This is a genomic window from Streptomyces sp. NPDC050535 (assembly GCF_044457665.1).
Classification (GTDB): domain Bacteria; phylum Actinomycetota; class Actinomycetes; order Streptomycetales; family Streptomycetaceae; genus Streptomyces.
This window is the reverse complement of record NZ_JBITHE010000024.1, coordinates 49,683-70,219: the sequence shown is the minus strand read 5'-3', so window position 1 is coordinate 70,219 and position 20,537 is coordinate 49,683. Positions and strand designations below refer to the sequence as shown.

The window sequence follows — 20,537 nt, the reverse complement described above, 5'->3', positions numbered from 1 at the left end:
GCCGCGAGGACGCCCTGCCAGGACGCGGCTTACCCGAAAGCCGGTTGCGCGATCGGCAGCCCAACCGGCCATCCTCTTGCGTATTCGGACACGCACCGGGCCCTGCGCGCATGATCCACCTACCGTGGCGCCATGACCCACCCTTCCCCGCACGCGGCACACGACCACGCACAGCACGTGCAGCACATGCAGCACGTTCACCAGCAAGGACACGACACCACCGCTGACCAGTCCGAGATCCTCGACCTGGACGCGGAGGTGCTCGCGGAACACATCGCGTCCATCACCGCGTGGCTGCCCATAGGGACCAGCCCTCGCCGCATTGTCGATCTGGGCTGCGGGACCGGTACCGGCACCCTTGCCCTGCTGGCCCGCTTTCCCGAGGCCGAGGTGACCGCCGTGGACACCTCGGCCGCCCACCTGAGCCGTCTGAAGGAGAAGGCGGAGGCGGAAGGTGTCGCCGGCCGGGTGCGGATCATGCGGGCCGACCTCGACGCTCGATGGCCCGAACTCGGCACGCCCGAACTGGTGTGGGCGTCGGCCTCCATGCACCACATGGCCGACCCCGACCGCGCCCTGAGCCAGGTCCACGACATGCTCGCGCCCGGCGGACTCTTCGCCGTCGTCGAGCTGGCCGGCTTCCCCCGGTTCCTGCCCGAGGACGCGCCGGAGGACGGGCCCGGTCTCGAAGAACGCTGCCACGCCGCCCTCGCGCACCACCACGCCGCGCAGCTGCCGCACCGGGGCGCCGACTGGGGGCGCAAGCTGACCGCCGCCGGGTTCGTCGTCGTGGACGAGCGCACCATCCCCGTGGACATCGAGGGAACCGGCAACACGGCTGTCGGCCGCTACGCGCTCAGCGGCCTGCGCCGCCTGCGGGGCGGCGTTGCCCGGATGCTCCCCGCCGAGGATCTGGCCGCTCTCGACCAGTTGCTCGACACCGACAGCGCCCACAGCATCCTGCATCGCCGCGACCTGTCCGTACGCACCGAACGCACCGTGTGGGCCGCACGGCGCGCCTGATCTGCGCGGACGCGGTCGCAAGTCCGACCCGGCCTGGCATGTGGGACGCCTCGTGAAGTTTCGGCCCGCGAGCGGAGCGCGCACGGTCCGCCGGTTCCGCAAACTGTCGCTCACTGCTCGACGCGCAAGTCGCCAACCGTCTCACGCCCGACGACGGGCACCCGGCCCCGGCTGGGCGTGGACGTCCTTGGGGGCCAGCGCAGTGTGGTCCTGCACGCACTCGACGACGACGCGCACCTCGGCTCCGCAGTCGGCGTGGCGCATGTCCAGGACCGGGCCTTCGGGATCCGGGGCGTACGACTCGCCCCACTGGCGCAGGGCGACGAGGACGGGCCAAAGGTCCCAGCCCTTGCGGGTCAGCCGGTATTCGTTGCGCACCCGACTGCCCTGTTCCTGGTACGGAACGGTTCTCAGGATGCCGACCGCAGTGAGCTTTCGGAGCCGGTCACTGAGGACCGCCTCCGACAGGCCCATATGACGGCGGAAGTCGTCGAACCGGCGTACGCCGTTCGCGGTGTCGCGCAGGATCAGCAGCATCCACTTCTCCCCGACCACGTCGAGCGTGCGCTGGACGGGACAGTTCTCGGTGCTCGCCTCGAGCCACTCCATGCAGACATCGTAGGACCCTGGCTTCATCATTGACAGCCAGTCGAGGCGAGAGCTAGCTTCGATTGAAGAAGCCAGCCAGAGGGGTGCGGAGATATGGGACGGACACGTACGTACGAGTGGGAGGACCCTGCCGTCACGGCGTCCGCTGTCGGGCACGCTTCCGGCCTGGACTTCCTGCGTGACGTGCGGGCGGGCCGCCTGCCCGGGCCACCCATCGCCGCCACCTTGGACTTCACGCTCGACGAGGTGACCGAGGGCAAGGCGGTGTTTTCGCTGATGCCAGGTGAGGAGCACTACAACCCGATCGGCAGCGTCCACGGCGGCGTCTACGCCACGCTGCTCGACTCGGCCGCGGGATGCGCCGTCCAGTCCACACTCCCGCCAGGCATGGGCTATACCTCACTCGACCTGACCGTCAAGTTCCTGAAGCGGATCACGGTGGACACCGGCAGAGTCCGGGCCGTCGGCACCGTCGTCAACCGGGGCCGGCAGACCGCACTCGCCGAAGCCACGCTGCTCGACGCGAAGGACCGCCTGCTGGCCCACGCCACCAGCAGTTGCATGCTGTTCCCCGTACAGGCCACCTCGACCTGAGAGGCGGGCATCGGCCGATCTCGCGTTCGGGGATGATGTCAGGGCTGCGAACTGCCCGGTGGCCGCACGGAAGAAGGCGAATCCCCCGCCAGGCGGCCGCGCGAGTTGCTGGCGGGGAACTGAGCGCCACAGGTGGCCATTTGAGTTCTCCGGTCGGCCGCGGGGATGCGGTCCCGACCGGGGGCCGTCACTTCGACATGATGAAGTCCAGGGCACTGCCGGAGGCCGTCGTCCAGTAAGTGACAAGTTGACCGTCGTCCGCGTACAACGTGTCGACGGGCATGGGGACGTCCAGGCGCTCGTCCGCCTTGGTGCCGAGCTTGCTGCCGTGGAGGGTGAGGGTGATGCTGTTCGCCTCGTACTCGTCCCTGGCGCCGCCGGCGACGAGCAGAGCGGCGTGCGCCTCCTCACCCGGAGCGATGGTCATGGGCTTCCCCGGGTCCGGGCTGCTGTCCTCGATCACGGGGGTCGGGGCCTGGGCATCGCCGATCAGCACGTAGGGATAGTGGTAGACGTTGCACTTCTCGTCACCGGCGTTCTGAACGGTGATGAGAAGGTGCCTGGCGTCCTTGCTGTCCGCGGGCTCCTTCGCGGCCGAGACCGCGAGTTCGTCCGCGGTGCAGGCGGCGATGGTGCCGCTGTCGCCGTTCCCGCCGTTGTCTTCGCTCGCGCCGGTGTCGCCCGAACCGTCCCCTGGCTTCGCCGAATTCGTCCCGCTCGGCCGGTCCGAGGACCTGGCGTCGTCCGAGCCCTCGGCCGCGCCCGGCTCGCACGCCGTGGATGCGAGCAGCGCGGCGACCACCGCGGCCCCGAGGACGTGGGACTTCCAGCTCCTTGGCCTCTTGCGGTTCTCGCGGTTCTTGTGGTTCTCGTGGTTCTCGTGGTTCCTACGGGCAGCAGCATTCATGGTGTTCCCCCGTTGTCGGCCGTACGCATCCGTTCTCGGTTTTCGGCTCTCGACTGTGGGCAGAGCCTGTACCAGGAATCGCCCTCAACGCGTCTGCCTCGCAGGCCTGTTGCAGAGCGCGTACAAGGATGGGGCGGTTCCGCCACAAGAAGCTCACGCATGGTCAAGCCCGGCGTCTTCTCCCTGCTCGGACCCTGACAACCAAAAGCGTGCCGCGAGCTCTGACCCGCCCCAGGTCAGGACGACGTAGCCGCCGAGGCAGATGCGCTTGTCGCCGCGGTGTATGCCAGTCGTGCCGCCGGCGGCAGCGGTGCGTGCTGGGGGCCTGCCTCGAAGGCCTGGATCACCAGCCCCGCGAAGCGTCGGGAGGCCGCGACTTGGGTGGCGGGCGTTGTGGTGTGGATCCCCTTGTTGGCCATGAGGATGAGGATGAGGTCGTCCAGGACGAAGTCGGGACGCAGACGCCCGGCTTCCTTGGCTCGCTGGGCCAGTTCGGCGACTGCTTTCAGCGTGTACTCACGGTTCGCGGCGACATCGGCCACGTCCGGGAAGGTCGACAAAAAGGCTTCGGTGAAGCCCCGGTCACGCGCGTGCAGGTCGCAGACCTTCTCGACCACCAGACAGAAGCCACGCCACGGATCGGGGTCGGCGCATCCCTCGTCGACGATGACGCGACATGCGTGCGCCTGGTCCGCGAAGGCTTCGGTGACCAGCATCTGCTTGGTCGGGAAGCGGCGGTACAAAGTGGCGGGTCCGACCCCGGCGCGCCGGGCGATCTCCCGCATCGGCACGTTCAGGCCGTCGGCGGAGAACAGCGCCCGGGCCGCTTCGAGGATGCGTGCGCGGTTGTCCAGCGCGTCGGAACGCAGGGAGTGAGGGGTGTGAGGCAAACGGTCGGTCACCACTCTCACTTTAGCCAAGTGGACGGGGGCGTCCACTAACGTCCAGGACACGGAAGCCCGCCGGGATCACCGGTGCGTGCGGCACCGTGACCGAGCCGCGGCCGTGGCGTGAAACCCCCCGGCCCGCGAGAACGTGGAGACGGACAGTGAAAGCAGTAGCGATCCAGACGTACGGGGGCCCTGAGGGTCTGGCCGTTGTCGACCTGCCGGCGCCGAAGCCTGCTGCCGGCCAGGTGCTGATCGCCACCGAGGCGGTGGGCGTCGGTGGGGTCGACACCGTGATCCGAAGCGGGGTTCTGGCCGCCTACGGCTTCAAGGAGGGGCACATCCCGGGTAGCGAGGTGGCGGGCACCGTGACCGCGGTCGGAGACGGCGTCGATGTTTCCTGGATCGGCCGACGGGTGTGGGGCTTCACCGGCACCGGCGGAGGTTACGTCGAACAGGCCGTCGTGTCGGTCGAGGAGACGCTTCCCCTGCCCGTGAACCTGTCCGCCGTCGACGCGGTGACGCTCGGCAGTTCCGGCGTGGTGGCCCACTTCGGGCTGCGCCACGCGCACTTCGCTCCCGGGGAGACAGTCCTGGTGCGCGGCGCGGCCGGCAGCATCGGGATCATGGCGGTGCAACTCGCGGCCCGTGGAGGTGCGGCCGCGGTGGCGGTCACGACGTCGTCGGCCGAGCGCGGCAAGCGGCTGCGCGAACTCGGTGCCACCCACGTACTGGACCGCTCCGGCGAAGGAGGGGAAGACGCTCCGGCGGGCTACGACGTCATCATCGACGTTGTGGCCGGTGGGGACATGCCGACGTTCTTCGACAGGCTCAATCCGAACGGGCGCATGGTGACCGTGGGCATTGTCGCAGGTCAACCTCCGGCGGACTTCGGCGCAAGGATCATGTCGGCCTTCCAGAAGTCGATGTCCTTCGCCACCTTCAGCACGGACACCGTCACCGTGGCCGAGCGTCGTGCCGTACGGGGCGAACAGTTCGCCGCAGCGAGCCGCGGCGAGATCGAAACGGTGGTCCACGAGTTGCTGTCACTGGACCAAGCCGTGCTGGCACACCAGAAGATGGACGCGGGCGAGGTCTTCGGCAGGATCGTGCTCGCGCCGTAGTCCCCGCTCACACGACTGGCCGCGATCGAGCCAATGACGAACACATTGAGTAACAACTGGTTACCCTGTGTGCACATTTGTTGGGATCGACGCCAGGAGCCACACCATGAAGAGAATCGCTCAGGTCATCACCGCGGCAGCCATGACCGTGGTCGCGACAGCAGGTACGGCCGTGGCCTCGCAGTATGTCGCCTATGAAGGCGAGGGCTTCTCCGGGCGCAGCGTGGTGATCACCGCCTGCGGCACCAGCAACATCCCCTACCACGGGTCCTACAAGTGGTACGGGGACGGCCAGTCGGGGCGCATGTACAACCAGTCCAACGCCCAGGGCGTTGCCCACTTCACGCTCGCGTCGAACAGGTACGCCGAGCAGCGCACTCCCGTCGGCTGGAAGAGCATCTTCATCGTCTGCTAGGACCCGCAGCCATCCAGGAACTCGCTGAGCGTGGGCGGGAGCAAGGATGTCCGCCGCACGAGCGTCATGTGCGTGGTGGCGGGCAGAACGGCCAACTCCCACTGGGAAATCAGCCGTTGCATCTCGGCGGCGTGCTCAACGCGCATTGACCCGGCGTCGCCGATGACCGGGCCGGGTCCGCGGTGTTGGCCAGGACGACGCCCACGTCCGCGAGCGATGACGCTTTCATGGATCCCGAACTCGGGGCGGTGCCGTGTCGCGCCCTGGCCGAGCGAGGGGATCGCAATCGTGGTGGCGCCCCTACCCCTTGGCGACCGGCCGGTAGGTGCAGACGTTCACACCCGTGCCGCTGGTGACGGTCGAGACCAGTTCGAGCGTGTGCGGCACTCCGTCGTCGGGGAAGATCGACTTACCTCCGCCGAGGATTATCGGCATGATCATGAGGCGGAGTTCGTCGACGAGGCTCTCGCGCAGGAGGGCCCGTACAAGGGTGGGACTCCCCATCACCAACAGGTCGCCGCCGTCCGCCTCGCGCAGCTTGCGGATCTGGCCGACGAACTCGTCGCCCGGGACAAGCCTGGTGTTGTTCCAGGTCAGATCGTCTTCACCGAGCGTCTCGGAAACGACGTACTTCTGGAGGGAGTTCATCCGGTCGGCGAACGGGTCGCCGCCCCGCTCGGGCCACGCCGCCGCCATCGACTGCCAGGTGGCGCGTCCGAAGAGCAGCGCGTCGGCCTTGTTCAACGCGTCGGCGAAGGCTCCGCCCACCACCTCCGGATCGAAGAAGGGGTGAGTCCAACCGCCATGGGCGAAGCCGCCGTCGGTGTCCTCATCGGGTCCACCCGGTGCCTGCACGACGCCGTCCAAGCTCATGAATTCGCTGATCACTACGCGCATGGGACTCGCTCCTCTTTCGCGTTCCAAGGGTTACGGCAGGGGGTTACGGCAAAGGGTTGCGACAAGGGAGACTGCCGCACGGTCTGAAAGTCATCGCTCTCCGCCAACTCATCGATCCCCGTGCGGGACGGAGCGGTATTACGAGGCGACGGCCGACTGGCCGGTGTAGTCGGGGCCGGCGTGCGGTCGGCGCAGAGCTAGGCCGCGTTGCCAAAGGAAGCTGGTGAGCCGGGTGCACCCCAGACTTCGGCGTCAAGCAGCGTCATTCCCAGCACGGGCAACGCCTCCCGCCTGCGACGGTGCAGCCGCGTGGTGTCCATCTCGCCGCATAAACTGTTGGCTCGTATGCCCGTCTGTGAAGGCTACGCGCACACTGACGGTTTCCCGTTCGACCCGAAGGGCTGAGCCGTGCCCGACCGACCTGAGATTGTCTGCATCTGCGGCTCTACCCGGTTCGTGGACGAGATGAGCACGGCGAACCGTGATCTGACCTTCGCAGGTGTCATCGTCGTCGCGCCAGGCGTCTTCCTGCGCGCCGAGGATCACGAAGCAGACGAGTTGATCACCAACGAGCAGAAGACCGCGCTGGGCGCCCTCCACCTGCGCAAGATCGACCTGGCTGACCGGGTTCTGGTCGTCAACCCAGGCGGGTATATCGGCGAGTCCACGAGCAGGGAGATCGCATACGCCCACGCCACCGGCAAGCCGATCTCGTTCACCGATCCCTTCTGACCAGTAGACGCTTCGTGGTGCGCGCGGGCAGCGAGTCTCGGTAAGCCGCGGAGCGTGTTGCTGCACAGGGCCAGCCGGGCCGGGCCAGCGGCTGGGTCGTTGTCCGCGAAGAACCGTCGATTGGCGCGCTAACGTGCGGTGCGGCGGATCCTCACGGGTGGGTCCCGGCTCACGGGCCTCGCCACGACTGGACCTGCCCTTCACATCGGGTCCCGGCCACGGGCAGTGCGGGCGCGTAGGTGTGTGCGTGGCTGAGCATGAGGAACACGAATCTACGCACGCCGCCCGCCGCAGCCATTGGCCTGATGATCCGCCCGTCAGGCAGGATGGGCGCCATGACCGAGATCCACACTCCCCGCCTGCTCCTCCGCCGCTGGAACGACAACGACCTCGCGCCCATGGCCGACGTCAACGCGGACTCACAGGTCATGCGGTGGATCGACGACGGCTCGGTGCGCGACCTGGAGCACACCGCCGAGGAGATCGAGCGGTGGGAGGAGGAGTGGGACGAGGAGGGGTTCGGGCTCTTCGCGGTCGAGCTGCTGGCGTCGGGGGAGGTGGCCGGCTTCGCGGGTCTGTCCGTGCCCGGGTTCCTGCCGGAGGTGCTGCCCGACGTGGCGATCAGCTGGCGGCTCGGCTCACAGTTCTGGGGACAGGGCTACGCGTCCGAGGCCGCCCACGCCACGCTGGAGTTCGCGCTCCAGGACCGTGGCCTCGACCGGGTCATCGCCATCAATCGAATGGGTAACGACGCCTCCGAGAACATCATCCACAAGCTCGGCATGGTGCCGGAACGCGAGACGACCCACCCGGTGTACGGCTACCCGCTGCACATCCACGCCATCGACCTCACCGAGTTCCAGGGCTGATCACGCGGCCCCGCCCGCGATGTCCAGCGCCGCGATGTACCCGAAGGTCATCGCCGGCCCGATCGTGGAACCCGCCCCTGCGTAGCTGTGCCCCATGACCGCGGCGCTGGCGTTCCCCGCGGCGTACAGGCCGGGGATCGCCGAGCCGTCGGGCCGCAGCACACGCGCCCTGGCGTCCGTGCGCAGGCCGCCCTTCGTTCCCAGGTCGCCCGGGACGATCTTGAAGGCGTAGAAGGGGGCGAGCCACAGGGGTGCCAGACAGGAGTTGGGGAGGACCGCGGGGTCGGTGTAGTAGTGGTCGTAGGCGCTGTCACCACGGTGGAAGTCGGTGTCCTTGCCGGTCAGGGCGAGGCCGTTGAAGCGGTTGACGGTGGCACGGAGGGCGGCCCCGGGAACGCCGATCCGACCGGCCAGAGCGTCCAGGGTCCAGGCCTTGTGCACGGCGCCCGACTGGTACCAGGCGTCAGGGAACGTGAAGGTCGGGACGACGTCCCGGAACAGGTAGCGGTTGCGGTAGTTCTGGTCGACGATCAGCCAGGCGGGGATGTCGGGAGCGGTCGCGTTGCGCTCGTACATGATGTGTACGACATCGCTGTAGGGAGCCGCTTCGTTGACGAAGCGCGCGCCCGCGGCGTTGACGAGGAGCCCGCCGGGGAGCGTGCGTTCGGCGAGGCAGAAGTAGGGCTGGTCGGGCAGCGGGATCGCCGGGCCCCACCAGGCGTCGTCCATCAGGTCGAGCGCGCCGCCGGCCCGTTCGCCCGCCTGGATGCCATCGCCGGTGTTCTCCTTCGCGCCCACCGTCCACGCCGTGCCGATGGGCTGCTGCTGGTACCGGGCACGCATGGCCGCGTTGTGCTCGAAGCCGCCGGATCCGACGATGACACCGCGCCGCGCCCTCACCAGGCCCGGTGCGCCGTTGCGTGTCACCACCGCCCCGGTGACGGCACCGCTCTCCGTGTACAGCTCGGACAACGGCGTGTTCAGCCACACGGGTACCTGCGCGGCGAGCAGTCCGGCACGCAGGCCGGCCGCCAGCGACTGGCCCATGGTGAGGGGCTTCTGGCCGAGCAGCGCCGCCTTGGTGCCACGGGCCAGGCACTCGGTGGCGACGGCCGCGCCCTTCACGCTCACCGCGGAGAGGTTGAGCCACTTGTAGTCGGCGCTGAAGACGACCATGCCGCTCGGGACCGTCATGTACGAGGGGTTCAGCCGGGCGAGTTCGGCGCCCAGGATGTTGCCGTCGAGCTGGTCGGGTTCGATGGAGCGGCCGCCGGGCAGCCCGCCGGGCAGCTCCGGGTAGTAGTCGCTGTATCCCTCCATCCAGCGGAAACGCAGCGGGCTGTTGGCCATGACGAAGGACAGCATGGCGGGACCCTTGCCGAGGAAGGCCTGTTGCCGCGAGGCGGGGATGTCGGGGCCGACGACCGCCGCGAGGTAGGCGGCGGCCTTCGCCGGAGTGTCGGGCACACCGGCCGCGAGGATCACCGCGTTGTTCGGGATCCAGATGCCCGCGCCGGAACGTGCCGCCGAGCCCCCGAAGGTGACCGCCTTCTCCACGACCACGCAGCTCAGTCCCTGCTTCGCCGCGGTGAGCGCGGCGGTCATCCCGGCCGCTCCCGAACCGATCACCACGACGTCGTACGTGCCGAGCAGGGGCAGGTCCGCGGCCTCGGCCGCACCAGGGAGGCCGGCCGCGAGCGCGAAAGAGGCGCCCGTCGCTCCGAGCACCCGGCGGCGCGAGGGCCCGGACGCGGAGGATTCGGTACGTCTCGCAGGGGTCACGTCGGTGGACATGGCAGGGCGCTCCAACCGGGCGAAGGGACGGGAGAGCGTGCTGTACCCCGGGAAGCAACGGGCGCTGGGCGTCCCGGTTCTGATGCGGCGTCAGGAATGTTGCGCGGGGGTCTTGTGAAGTCAAGGGGCACGCAGGACGGCCGGGCCGGGAACCCCCGCGACCCCGCCCCGACTCCGTCCCGGATCCGGAGCACACCCGGCCGCGGACGCCCTGAAGATCGCCCCAAAATCGGGCGCAAGTTACCTACAGGTATGTAGTGACTTAACAAGCCAGTAACAGTAGAACGTGTTCTCACTCATCGAGAGTGAGGAGTGTCACATGAACGACACTACCAAGCACTACAAGGACTCCAGAGGTGTTTCGCGTCGTAGATTCATCACTGGAACAGGTTCTATTCTTGGCGCGGTAACCCTTTCGGCGCAGACAGCGCACGCCCGGCCGGCGCAGGAGCGGGCGCTCGCGGCGGCCGGACCGATCACCCCCGGAGCCCACGTCGCCGCCCTGGTGATCGGCACCGGATACGGCGGTTCCGTGGCGGCCCTGCGGCTCGCCCAGGCCGGTGTCGCCGTACACATGATCGAGATGGGCATGGCCTGGGACACCCCGGGCTCGGACGGCAAGATCTTCGCCAACACCACCAGCCCGGACAACCGGTCGTACTGGCTGCGCACCAAGACCAAGCAGCCGCTCAGCAACTTCCTCGGCTTCCCGATCGACGGGGACATCCCCCGCTACACCGGGATCCTGGACGCCGAGGAGATGGGCGGCATCATCGTGTACCAGGGCCGCGGTGTCGGCGGCGGTTCACTGGTCAACGGCGGCATGGCCGTCACACCCAAGCGCGAGAACTTCGCGGCCGTCCTCCCCTCGGTGAACGCCGACGAGATGTACGGCACGTACTACCCGCGGGCCAACACCGGGCTCGGGGTCGGGACCATCGACCCGGCCTGGTTCGACACCACCCCGGCCTACCAGTACGCGCGGGTCGGCCGTAAGCACGCCCAGCGGTCCGGGTTCCCGTTCGTGTTCGTGCCCGACGTGTACGACTGGGACTACATGGAGCAGGAGGCCGCCGGGACCGTCCCGAAGTCGGCGCTGGCGGGCGAGATCCTGTACGGCAACAACTACGGCAAGAAGTCGCTGCAGAAGACCTACCTGGCCCAGGCCGCGGCCACCGGCAGGGTCACCATCTCGCCACTGCACCAGGTCACTTCGGTGGCACCTGCGTCGGGCGGCGGCTACACGGTCGTCATCAACCAGCTCAACACCAACGGTGACACCACGACCACCAAGACGGTGACCGCTGACCGGGTCTTCTTCGCGGCCGGCAGCGTCGGCACCAGCAAACTGCTCGTCAAGCTGAAGGCCACCGGCGCGCTTCCCGGCCTCAACTCCGAGATAGGCAAGGGGTGGGGAGACAACGGCAACGTCATGTGCGGTCGCGCCAACCACATGTGGGACGCGACCGGCTCTCTCCAGTCCAGCATCCCGTGCGGCGGCATCGACAACTGGGCCGCCGGTGGCGCGTTCGCCGAAGTCGCGCCGCTGCCCACCGGGATCGAGACCTTCGCCTCGTTCTACCTGTCGATCACCAAGAACCCGAACCGCGCCCAGTTCACCTGGAACTCCGCCACCGGCAAGGCCGAACTGAACTGGCAGACCGCCTGGAAGCAGCCGTCCATCGACATGGCCAAGTCGATCTTCGACAAGATCAACGCCAAGGAAGGGACCATCTACCGCACCGACCTGTTCGGCGTCTACAAGATCTGGGGCGACCACCTGACGTACCACCCGCTCGGCGGCGCGGTACTCAACAAGGCGACCGACAACTACGGCCGCCTGCACGGCTATTCGGGCCTGTACGTCATCGACGGCTCGCTGATCCCCGGCAACACCAGCGTCAACCCGTTCGTCACCATCACCGCGCTCGCCGAACGGAACATCGAGAAGATCATCGCCGCCGACCTGTAACGGCGGCAGCTCCACCGCACCGGTTCAGTGCGTGGGCAACACGCACACGGCGTCGAGGCCGAGCACATGGTTGAGCCTGCCGAACGCCAGCCACGAACCGATGCTCATGCTCAGCTCCACGATCTCGCGCTGACTGTAGAGCGCGGTCATCCGCGTCCAGAACTCGTCGTCGAGACCGTGGTGGTCCAGGGCGTACCGCTCGGCGTACTCCGCGGCCATTCGCGTGCGGTCGTCGAAAGCGTCAGCGGTGCGCCACTGGGTCACCGCGTCGGCGAACTCGTCCTCGACCTTCTGGCCCTCCCGCTCGGTCCGCCAGTCCAGGCAGAACAGACAGCCGTTGATCTGCGCGATGCGCAGCCGGGCGGCCTCGAACTCGCGCAGCCCCAGAGTGGTGTGCTCGTACACGGACAGGGAGAAGTTCGCCGCGGCCATCCCGATGCCGGGGACCATCTCGCCCCACACGTACCCGATCGGTTCCTGGCCCTCGGGGATGTCGATCTGCATGCTCATGGGGTCACTTCCTTCCGAGTCGGCCGACTGCCGGGCGCAGCGGGACGTCGAGCGCGTCGTACAGTCCGGGTTCCGCGTCCACCAGCCAGTCGATGGCGCCCACCAGCCGGCCGACAGCGGTGGCGTTCCCGCCGGCGGACCGGTTCTCGCCCTCGTCGGTGGCCTCGACGGTGACCTCGATGCGAGGGCTGCCCTCGATGACGACGCGGTGTGCTCCGTCGCCTCCGTCGGGGGGTGCCGGCCAGTCCGGCGCGCAGGACGCGTGGATACGGGTGACGTGCTCGATGACGATGAGGGGCTCGCCCCCGACGATCCCCTGCACCTCGAACCGCACCGCGCCCTGGGTGCCCGCCTCGAACTCCCCCATCGTGCGGGTGCTCACCGTGGTGTCGAGCGCCCTGCGTTCCAACGTCTCGCGGATGTCGTCGAGTTCGACGCCCAGGGCCCTGGCCATCAGCCTCAGCTGCCCGCCCCACACCATGGTCGGGATGGACGGCGCGAGCATCAGCGGCTCGTAGTCCATCGGATGCCCCATACCGATCAGGTTGCGGACGGAGTCCTCCTGGTCGTACGTGGAGTAGTCGAAGATCTCCTGGCAGCGGATGGCGTCGATCTGGGTGCCGAGGCCGCTGACCAGCAGGGGCAGTACGTCATTTCCCCAGCCCGGGTCGACACCGGAGACGAACAGCGAGCCACCCCCGGCCGCGACGGCACCGAGTATCGGGTCGCGGAACTCGGGCGGCGCGCTGCGCTGGTCGTAGAGCGGGTACAGCGCGGGGGTGACGACCACGGCGCCCGCGCGGATCGCCCTGGCAATGTCGTCGAGGGCCTCGTCGGGCCGGATGTCGCCGGTCGCCGCGTAGACGACTGCCCCCGGAGCGGCGGCCAGTACGGCGTCGATGTCGTCGGTCGCCGCGACCCCCAGTCCGTGGTCGAGGCCGCCGAGCTCGCCCGCGTCGAGGCCGACCTTGGCGGGGTTGTGGACGAGTACTGCCGCGAGTTTCAGCGCCGGGTGGGCGTCGACGGCGCGGATGGCCGCGCGGCCCACGTTGCCGGTGCCCCAGACCACCGTGGAAATCATGCGGCGGAGAGTAGCCAGAGGACCTCGAGGTTCATAGAGCCGTGACCGGTGAAAATATCCGGTCGGCCGACAGCCGCCGAGGTCCGTCTGCGGAGCACGGGGGCGGTCACCCGTACGGCCGCGTGCAGCGTACGGCGGATTCCCGCGGCCCGCCCGCCACCTGCGGTTCCCGCGCTGCTCCGTGGTTCAGGTGTTGCCCCGTGGGGCACGTTGTGACGTAATCGGAGAACCCGCGGGGCGGATCTTGGCGAGCCGGTGGTGCCGCGCCGGAAGGAGCGGCTGAATGCACGGGTACGCGACCGGGGAAGATGACGACAGCACCGCGGCGCCCGGAGGGCTGCTCGACCTGTTGCAGGTCGCGGCCGTGGTGGTCGACAGTGACGGGCGCATCGGACTGTGGAGCCCCGAGGCCGAACAGCTGCTCGGATACCGGGCGGAGGAGGCTCTCGGTCAACGCACCGACGAACTCCTCGTCTCCCCCGACAACCTGCAACAGGCGCGCCAGGCATTCGCGCAGGTGCGGTCGGGGGCGCGCTGGGCGGGGGTCTTCCCCATGCGGCACAAGGACGGCACCGAACGCCCCGTGGAGTTCCGCACCATGCGACTGCACGACGGAGACGGGCGAGTCCACATCCTGAGCCTGGTGACGGACGCCACCACCGTGCGGCGCGTCGAGCGGGATCTCGCCCTGTCCCACAGCCTCGTGCAGCAGACGCCGGTGGGCATCGCGGTCTTCGACAACGAACTGCGCTGGGTGGGTGTCAATCCGGCGCTGGAGCGGATCAACGGGCTCCCCGAGGAAGCAGTCCTGGGACGGCGGGTCGGGGAGATCCTGCCGGATCTCGACGTGGAGGCCATCGAGTCCCGGATGCGTCTCGTGCTGGCCAGCGGCAAACCCCTGCTCGACCAGCAGAACCTCGGCCGGACGGCGGCGGATCCCGCGGACCGCGCGTTCTCGGAGTCCTACCACCGCATCGAGGACGCGGAGGGCCGCGTACTGGGCCTGGCGATGTCCATCATCGACGTCTCGGAGCGGCAGCAGGCGGCGGCCGAGATCTCCCAGGCACGCGAGCACCTGTCGGTGATCGCGGACGCCGGAGCGCGGATCGGCACCACGCTGGATCTCCAGCAGACCGCCCGGGAACTGGCGGACGTGGCCGTACCGCAACTCGCGGACCTGGCCGCCGTCGACGTGCTCGAGGCGGTGGTCGCCCACGGCACCACCACGGCGGTCACCGAAGACGCCCAGGCAGAGTTCCGGGCGCTGGCGGTGGCGGCCGGATACCTCACGGACGCCATCCACGCCGCGGACCCGGTCGGCGAGCTGGCCACCTACGGCCCGACGCGGATCATCACCCAGTGCGTCCGGGAGGCCAGGCCGATCCTGGTGGAACGGGTGGACTCCGCCATGATGCGGCGCATCGCCAGGGACTCGCACGCCGCACAGACCCTGCGCGCGGCCGGAGTCCACTCGTATCTGGCCGTCCCGCTGGTGGCCAGGGGCGAGGTGCTGGGCACGCTCAGTCTGTACCGCACGGTCAACACCCGGCCGTTCGACGAACAGGACGCCGTCCTCGCCTCGGAACTCGCAGCGCGGGCGGCGATCTGCGTGGACAACGCCCGGCTCTACGGACGCGAGCGCACCGCCGCTCTCACCCTCCAGCGCAGCCTGCTCCCCCGCACGCCCGTGGACCACGAGGGGCTCGACATCGCCGTCCGCTACCTGCCCGCACTGAGCGAGGTCGGCGGGGACTGGTACGACGTGCTGCCCCTGAGCGGGGGCCGGACCGGTCTGATCGTCGGTGACGTGATGGGCAAGGGGGTTCAAGCGGCCGCGGTCATGGGGCAGTTGAGCACCGCCACCCGCGCGCTGGCTCGACTCGACCCGTCTCCCGCCGAGCTGCTGGGCCACCTCGACGACATCGCGGGTTCGCTCGGCGACGCGATCGCGACCTGCGTGTACGCCGTCTGCGACCCGCGACGGGGCACCTGCGAGCTCTCCAGCGCCGGTCACCTCCCGCCGGTCGTGATCCGCCCCGACGGGAGCGCCGACCTGCTCGACATCCCCGGCGGCGTACCGTTGGGCGTCGGTGGCGTGCCCTTCGGCACGATGGAGGTGGAGCTGCCGCCGGGCTCTCTGCTCGCCCTCTATACGGACGGTCTGATCGAGAACCGCACGGAGCCCATCGACACCGGCCTGGACAGGATGACACGGTTCCTGCAGAGCACCCGGCAGTCCCTTGAGCGGACCAGCGACATGCTCCTGGGCGCGCTGCGCCCCGAGCCCGACGACGACGTGGCACTGCTGCTGGCCCGCACGCACGGCTGACGACCGGCGCGCGGACAAGGGGGCCGGTCACCCGTCCGCGGCGCCGCCCGTCGTCCGGAAACGTGCCCGGTACGCCGTCGGTGAGACGCCCAGCGTCTGCTGGAACACGCGGCGCATGGACTCCGCCGAACCGAAGCCCGCCTCCTCGGCGACCACGTCGACGGTGTCGCTGCCGGATTCCAGCAGGGCCCGTGCGGCTTCTAGGCGCACGGACTCGACGTACTGGCCGACGGTCATTCCCGTCTGCGTACGGAAGAGTCTGCTGAGGTGGCGGGTGCTGACGCCGGCTCCGCGGGCGAGCGCGTCCAGGTCGCGGGCCGCGGCGGGGTCGGCTCCCACACAGTTCATGACGCGGCGGACGACCAGGTGGGTGGCGTCCCGTGGGGTCAGCCGCGCGCTGAACTGGGACTGACCACCGGGGCGCGCCATGAAGACGACGAGTTCACGGGCGACGTCGCGGGCGGTGTCGGGGCCGTGGTCCTCCTCGACGAGGGCCAGGGCGAGGTCGATGCCCGAGGTGACGCCCGCGGAGGTGATGACGTTGCCGTCCCGGACGAACAGCGGATCCGTCTCGACCGTGACCCGCGGATAGGCGCCGGCCAGCTCCGCGGCGAGCTGCCAATGGGTCGCGGCCCGCCGGTCGTCGAGCGCTCCCACCTCTGCCAGCAGGAAGGCCCCCGCGCATACGGACGCGACCCGCTCGGCGCGTCCGGCCAGCTCCGCGGCGGCGGCGACCAGGCTCTCGTCGGCGACCACCTGCCGCCATTCCCGGCTGCCGGGTACGAGCAACGTGCCCAGGCGGCAGGGGACTTCGTCCCAGCCGCCGTCGACGCCGACGCGCACGTCGGCAGAGGTGCGGATGTCGGCGCCGGTGACGGACACCAGGCGCACGTCGTAGCGGGCTCCGTAGGTGTTGGCCGTCTTCAGAACCTCCACGGGGCCGGTGACGTCCAGCAGTTGCACTCCGTCGAAGGCCAGCACCACGACGACGTGGGCCGCCGTCCCGGAGGCCGCGGGTCTTACTCGGGCCATGGGGAGTCCAGGATGGTGCGGACGAAGTCGCCCCGCTCGAAGCCGGGTACGTAGTGCTCCAGTACGTCGGCCTTGACGTTGCCGAAGGTGGTCTCGGGCTTGGGGCGGATGCCGTCGGTGAAGGCGCCCAGGATCTGCTTCTTGAAGTCGGGCCGGGGGTGCAGGGCGACGATGCCCGCCCGGTCGGCGGCGGAGATGTCGTCGAAGCCGATGCCCAGGACGTCGTACTCGACGCCCGCCGTCACCAGGGCCACCTCCGGCTCCATGAACTGCGGGATGCCGGGTGTGGTGTGCAGGGCGATCGCCGTCCACACCAGGCGGACGCTGTCCTCGGGCACGTCGTGCGAACGCAGGAAACGGCGGGCCTCATCGGCTCCGTCCACCTCGAAGCGGCGTCCGCTGGAGTGGAAGCGCTCGGACAGTCCGAGGTCGTGGAACATCGCGCCGAAGTAGAGGAGTTCGGGGTCGAAGCTCAGGTCGCGGTGGTGGCCCCGCAACGCGCCGAACAGGTACACGCGGCGCGAGTGGTGGTAGACGAGGTCGCTCGTGGTATCCCTGACCAGTTCGGTGGCCTCCCTGGCCAGCCTGGTGTCCGGCACGCTCACCCCGGCGACCGGGTTCGAGTCCGTGGTCATCGTTCTCACCCGCGATTCTTGGTCATTTCCGCCGCCGGGCCGTCCGGCGACAGGATCCAGCCTCGTCGGAGCGGTGGCACGACGCCATGGCCGCAGGGCCATACAACCCACAGATACGGACACCCGCACGTCGTACGCCGCTCGAGGACCGCCGGAGCGTGGTCGCAGGGCCGAACAATCACTGTGATTGGCATGGACCTGACCATGATCACCGGCTAGCGTCAGCGGCGCACCTCAGTGAGAGCGCTCTCACCCTGCCCTTCCGCTCCTACCCCACGACCGGAACGACGAAAGGCAACCCCCTTGAGACGCACAACAGTTCTGCGCTCCTGTCTGTCCGCGGCCCTGCTCCTGAGCACGGTGGCCGCCGGTGCCGCCACCCAGGCATCCGCCACCCCCGCCGCATCGGACCGCGCCCCGGCGTCACCCGGCCTGATCACCGCCATGCAACGGGACCTCGGCCTGTCCGAATCCCAGGCCACCGCCCGCCTCAAGGCCGAGACGACGGCTCGTACCGTCGAGCGCGCCGCCGAGCGCGCCGCGGGCGGCTCGTACGGCGGGTCCTGGTTCGAGGCGAAGAGCGGCAAGCTCACCGTCGCGATCACCGACAACGCGCGGAGGACGGCCGTCGAGGCCACCGGCGCCCGGGTCACTCTCGTCGCGCACAGCGAGCGTCGGCTCGACGCCGCCATGGCGCGGATCGACAGGCTTGACGCGCCGTCCGGTGTCAGCGGCTGGCACGTCGACCCCCGGAGCAGCTCGGTCGTCGTCGGCGTGGTCTCCGCACAGAAGGCTGACAACGATGTCGAGGCGTTCGTCGCCCAGGCCCGCAAGGCCGGTCCGGTGACGGTGGAGGAGACCGGGCGTTCCCCGCGCACCCTCGCCGCCGGGACCGTGGGCGGAGACCCGTACTACACGGGCAACGTCCGCTGTTCCATCGGCTTCTCCGTGTACGGCGGCTTCGTCACCGCCGGACACTGCGGGCAGCCCAGCGCCGGGGTCCGCGGCTGGGACGGCAGCTACATCGGCAACTTCCAGGGCTCCTCGTTCCCCGAGAACGACTACGCGTGGGTCAACGTCGGCAGCGGCTGGTGGACCGTGCCCGTCGTGCTGGGCTGGGGAACCGTCTCCGACCAGCTCGTCCGCGGCTCGGGCGAGGCTCCCATCGGCGCGTCCATCTGCCGATCGGGCTCGACCAGCCACTGGCACTGCGGCACGGTGCTCGCCAAGAACGAGACCGTCAACTACAGCCAGGGTGCCGTGCGCCAGATGACGAAGACGAACGTGTGCGCCGAACCCGGGGACTCCGGCGGCTCGTTCATCAGCGGCGACCAGGCCCAGGGCGTCACCTCGGGCGGCTGGGGCAACTGCTCCAGCGGCGGTGAGACCTGGTACCAGCCCATCAACGAGATCCTCAGCCGTTACGGGCTAACCCTCCACACCGCCTGACCGGCGGTCGGGGCCGGTCCGGCACACCCCATGTGCCGGACCGGTGGCCGGCGCCGCGAAGTAATCCCCGCAAGCCGGGAGTTGTCGCACCTCGAAGCCGCCCGTTCCGCGCCCACCGGAAGATCGTTGTTACGGTTCACCGATGTCCGACTCATCGCGTGACACCGCCGAGGGCGCCGGCTGGGGAACCCCAGAACCCGGCGCCTACCAAGAACTGATGCCGCACCGGGTGGAGAAACTCTCCTGGCTCAACCCGAAAACGCTGTGGCCCGCCCGCAACGGCGTGCTGGCCTCCTGGTTCGGGGACCCCACGGGCCGTACCCGCGGCCGATGGGTGGAGCAGCGGCTCGCCGCCGGGGCTCCCGCGGACGCCCTGATCCGACGCGATGATCCCGACGACTTCTCCTTCATGGTCATCGGTGACACCGGCGAGGGCGACGCCCCTCAATACGCCGTGGTGCCAGGGTTCCTGAAGATCAGTCAGGACACGAGGTTCGCCGTTCTCGCCAGTGACGTGGTCTATCCGGTCGGCAGCGCCGACGACTACGGCACGAAGTTCTACCGCCCCTACAAGGACTATCAGGCACCCGTCTACGCGATACCCGGCAACCACGACTGGTACGAGGACCTCCAGGGTTTCATGCGCGCGTTCTGCGACGCGCCGCCCCTGGCACCGCAGGCCGCGCCGCGCCGGCTGTCGCGGGCCTGGCTCCGCGCACTGCTGTGGCACACACCGGGCACGCAGGACGAGCAACGCCTCGCCGAGGCAAGGCAGTCGCGTACCGCGCCCGCCCAACAGGCAGTCCAGCCCGGCCCGTACTGGGCCATCGACGCCGGACCGGTGCGCATCATAGGAATCGACACCGGACTCCTGGGCACCCTCGACGCCGAGCAGGGCCGTTGGCTGCGCGAGGTGTCCAGGGGAGACCGCCCCAAGATCCTCATCACCGGCACGCCCCTGTACGTCGACGCCGAGTACGACCCCTGTCCCATCGAGGGCGGCGGCACCGTCGACGACATCGTGCGCGATCCCGGGCACCACTATGTCGCCGCGATCGGGGGCGACATCCACAATTACCAGCGCTATCCGGTACGGGTGGACGGTCGCACCATCCAGTACGTGGTCGCGGGCGGCGGCGGGGCGTTCATGCACGCCACGCACACCATCCCCCCTGTCACGGTCGCCGGGGTCACCGAGAAGGACTTCCGCTGCTACCCGCTGCGCGGTGACTCCCTCGCCTTCTACAGCAGGCTCTACGGACGGCGTCTGCGCCTGCGGCGCTTCTTCACGCTCACCGAGGCCCAGGCCACGGCGGTCATCGCGAAACGGCTCGGTATCCGCGCGACCCGCGACTGGGGCGAACCCGCCCCGATCACCCTGCGCACCCGCCTGGTCGCCGCCCTGCTGGGCGCAGGCCGCCGGCCCGGCCACGGCTCGCGTCTGCGCCTCCCGGTGCGCAAGACGTACACGCAGCTGTTCTCGCCGGGCTCGGCGACCTACAGCCCGCCCTTCTTCAAGTGCTTCCTACGGCTGGACGTCACCCCGGCCTCGATCCGGCTGCGCTGCTTCTCGGCCACCGGGAACCGGAAACAGGAACTCGACCCGCCGGTCGAGGACGAAGTGATCATTCCCCTGCGCTGACACCCGCGTCGCCCGGATGGCGCACTCCGGTGGACA

The 20,537-nt window shown here is 69.3% G+C and carries 19 protein-coding genes; 10 read left to right on the top strand and 9 right to left on the bottom strand.

Annotation, left to right across the window (positions count from 1 at the left end; genetic code table 11):
• Nucleotides 1-132: 132 nt before the first annotated feature.
• Nucleotides 133-1,023, top strand: coding sequence for a class I SAM-dependent methyltransferase (locus ACIBLC_RS35560; protein ID WP_399215546.1), 891 nt, complete (start codon nucleotides 133-135; stop codon nucleotides 1,021-1,023).
• Nucleotides 1,024-1,164: 141 nt separating this feature from the next.
• Here the strand turns inward: ACIBLC_RS35560 and ACIBLC_RS35555 are convergent, their stop codons facing one another.
• On the bottom strand, nucleotides 1,165-1,632 hold the full coding sequence (locus ACIBLC_RS35555; protein WP_399215545.1) for a winged helix-turn-helix transcriptional regulator: 468 nt from the start codon (nucleotides 1,630-1,632) through the stop codon (nucleotides 1,165-1,167).
• Nucleotides 1,633-1,725: 93 nt separating this feature from the next.
• Between ACIBLC_RS35555 and ACIBLC_RS35550 the strand changes: the two genes are divergently transcribed.
• Nucleotides 1,726-2,226, top strand: a complete 501-nt coding sequence (locus ACIBLC_RS35550) for a PaaI family thioesterase (protein WP_399215544.1) — start codon at nucleotides 1,726-1,728, stop codon at nucleotides 2,224-2,226.
• A gap of 187 nt (nucleotides 2,227-2,413) precedes the next feature.
• Here ACIBLC_RS35550 and ACIBLC_RS35545 read toward each other — a convergent pair whose 3' ends face one another.
• Both ACIBLC_RS35545 and ACIBLC_RS35540 read right to left on the bottom strand, forming a co-directional pair.
• The gene (locus ACIBLC_RS35545; protein WP_399215543.1) at nucleotides 2,414-3,133 is read right to left on the bottom strand and encodes a DUF4232 domain-containing protein; all 720 of its coding nucleotides are present in this window, start codon (nucleotides 3,131-3,133) and stop codon (nucleotides 2,414-2,416) included.
• A 236-nt stretch (nucleotides 3,134-3,369) separates the two neighbouring features.
• A complete protein-coding gene (locus ACIBLC_RS35540) occupies nucleotides 3,370-4,035 on the bottom strand; it encodes a TetR/AcrR family transcriptional regulator (RefSeq protein ID WP_399215542.1) in 666 nt (221 codons plus the stop codon).
• Between the two features lie 146 nt (nucleotides 4,036-4,181).
• On the opposite strand from ACIBLC_RS35540, the gene ACIBLC_RS35535 reads away from it, so the two are divergent.
• Complete coding sequence (locus ACIBLC_RS35535) at nucleotides 4,182-5,144, top strand: zinc-binding dehydrogenase (RefSeq protein ID WP_399215541.1); 963 nt, start codon at nucleotides 4,182-4,184, stop codon at nucleotides 5,142-5,144.
• A 106-nt stretch (nucleotides 5,145-5,250) separates the two neighbouring features.
• Complete coding sequence (locus tag ACIBLC_RS35530) at nucleotides 5,251-5,559, top strand: MiAMP1 family antimicrobial peptide (RefSeq protein ID WP_399215540.1); 309 nt, start codon at nucleotides 5,251-5,253, stop codon at nucleotides 5,557-5,559.
• Nucleotides 5,560-5,859: 300 nt separating this feature from the next.
• Here ACIBLC_RS35530 and ACIBLC_RS35525 read toward each other — a convergent pair whose 3' ends face one another.
• Nucleotides 5,860-6,456, bottom strand: a complete 597-nt coding sequence (locus ACIBLC_RS35525) for a dihydrofolate reductase family protein (RefSeq protein WP_399215539.1) — start codon at nucleotides 6,454-6,456, stop codon at nucleotides 5,860-5,862.
• A gap of 465 nt (nucleotides 6,457-6,921) precedes the next feature.
• Here ACIBLC_RS35525 and ACIBLC_RS35520 point away from each other — a divergent pair, with 465 nt between their 5' ends.
• Both ACIBLC_RS35520 and ACIBLC_RS35515 read left to right on the top strand, forming a co-directional pair.
• A complete protein-coding gene (locus ACIBLC_RS35520; protein ID WP_399215538.1) occupies nucleotides 6,922-7,188 on the top strand; it encodes a hypothetical protein in 267 nt (88 codons plus the stop codon).
• Nucleotides 7,189-7,523: 335 nt separating this feature from the next.
• Nucleotides 7,524-8,057: a GNAT family N-acetyltransferase gene (locus ACIBLC_RS35515; RefSeq protein ID WP_399215537.1), complete on the top strand. Its 534-nt coding sequence runs from the start codon at nucleotides 7,524-7,526 to the stop codon at nucleotides 8,055-8,057.
• Here ACIBLC_RS35515 and kstD read toward each other — a convergent pair whose 3' ends face one another.
• Nucleotides 8,058-9,851, bottom strand: a complete 1,794-nt coding sequence (kstD, locus tag ACIBLC_RS35510) for a 3-oxosteroid 1-dehydrogenase (RefSeq protein WP_399215536.1) — start codon at nucleotides 9,849-9,851, stop codon at nucleotides 8,058-8,060.
• A gap of 319 nt (nucleotides 9,852-10,170) precedes the next feature.
• Here kstD and ACIBLC_RS35505 point away from each other — a divergent pair, with 319 nt between their 5' ends.
• Nucleotides 10,171-11,823, top strand: a complete 1,653-nt coding sequence (locus ACIBLC_RS35505) for a GMC oxidoreductase (protein WP_399215535.1) — start codon at nucleotides 10,171-10,173, stop codon at nucleotides 11,821-11,823.
• A 24-nt stretch (nucleotides 11,824-11,847) separates the two neighbouring features.
• On the opposite strand, the gene ACIBLC_RS35500 is transcribed toward ACIBLC_RS35505, so the two are convergent.
• Nucleotides 11,848-12,327, bottom strand: coding sequence for a carboxymuconolactone decarboxylase family protein (locus ACIBLC_RS35500; protein WP_399215592.1), 480 nt, complete (start codon nucleotides 12,325-12,327; stop codon nucleotides 11,848-11,850).
• A gap of 10 nt (nucleotides 12,328-12,337) precedes the next feature.
• Nucleotides 12,338-13,414 carry a dihydrodipicolinate reductase gene (locus tag ACIBLC_RS35495; RefSeq protein ID WP_399215533.1) on the bottom strand — a complete coding sequence of 359 codons (1,077 nt, stop codon included), beginning with the start codon at nucleotides 13,412-13,414 and terminating at the stop codon, nucleotides 12,338-12,340.
• 283 nt (nucleotides 13,415-13,697) lie between these two features.
• Here ACIBLC_RS35495 and ACIBLC_RS35490 point away from each other — a divergent pair, with 283 nt between their 5' ends.
• Nucleotides 13,698-15,743: a SpoIIE family protein phosphatase gene (locus ACIBLC_RS35490; RefSeq protein WP_399215532.1), complete on the top strand. Its 2,046-nt coding sequence runs from the start codon at nucleotides 13,698-13,700 to the stop codon at nucleotides 15,741-15,743.
• Between the two features lie 27 nt (nucleotides 15,744-15,770).
• Here the strand turns inward: ACIBLC_RS35490 and ACIBLC_RS35485 are convergent, their stop codons facing one another.
• Nucleotides 15,771-16,775, bottom strand: a complete 1,005-nt coding sequence (locus ACIBLC_RS35485; protein WP_399215531.1) for a GlxA family transcriptional regulator — start codon at nucleotides 16,773-16,775, stop codon at nucleotides 15,771-15,773.
• Nucleotides 16,763-17,410: an HD domain-containing protein gene (locus ACIBLC_RS35480; RefSeq protein WP_399215530.1), complete on the bottom strand. Its 648-nt coding sequence runs from the start codon at nucleotides 17,408-17,410 to the stop codon at nucleotides 16,763-16,765. Before ACIBLC_RS35480 ends, ACIBLC_RS35485 begins: the two co-directional genes overlap by 13 nt.
• 303 nt (nucleotides 17,411-17,713) lie before the next feature.
• Between ACIBLC_RS35480 and ACIBLC_RS35475 the strand changes: the two genes are divergently transcribed.
• Both ACIBLC_RS35475 and ACIBLC_RS35470 read left to right on the top strand, forming a co-directional pair.
• Complete coding sequence (locus ACIBLC_RS35475; RefSeq protein WP_399215529.1) at nucleotides 17,714-18,859, top strand: S1 family peptidase; 1,146 nt, start codon at nucleotides 17,714-17,716, stop codon at nucleotides 18,857-18,859.
• Nucleotides 18,860-19,001: 142 nt separating this feature from the next.
• A complete protein-coding gene (locus ACIBLC_RS35470; RefSeq protein WP_399215528.1) occupies nucleotides 19,002-20,501 on the top strand; it encodes a metallophosphoesterase family protein in 1,500 nt (499 codons plus the stop codon).
• Nucleotides 20,502-20,537 lie beyond the last annotated feature (36 nt).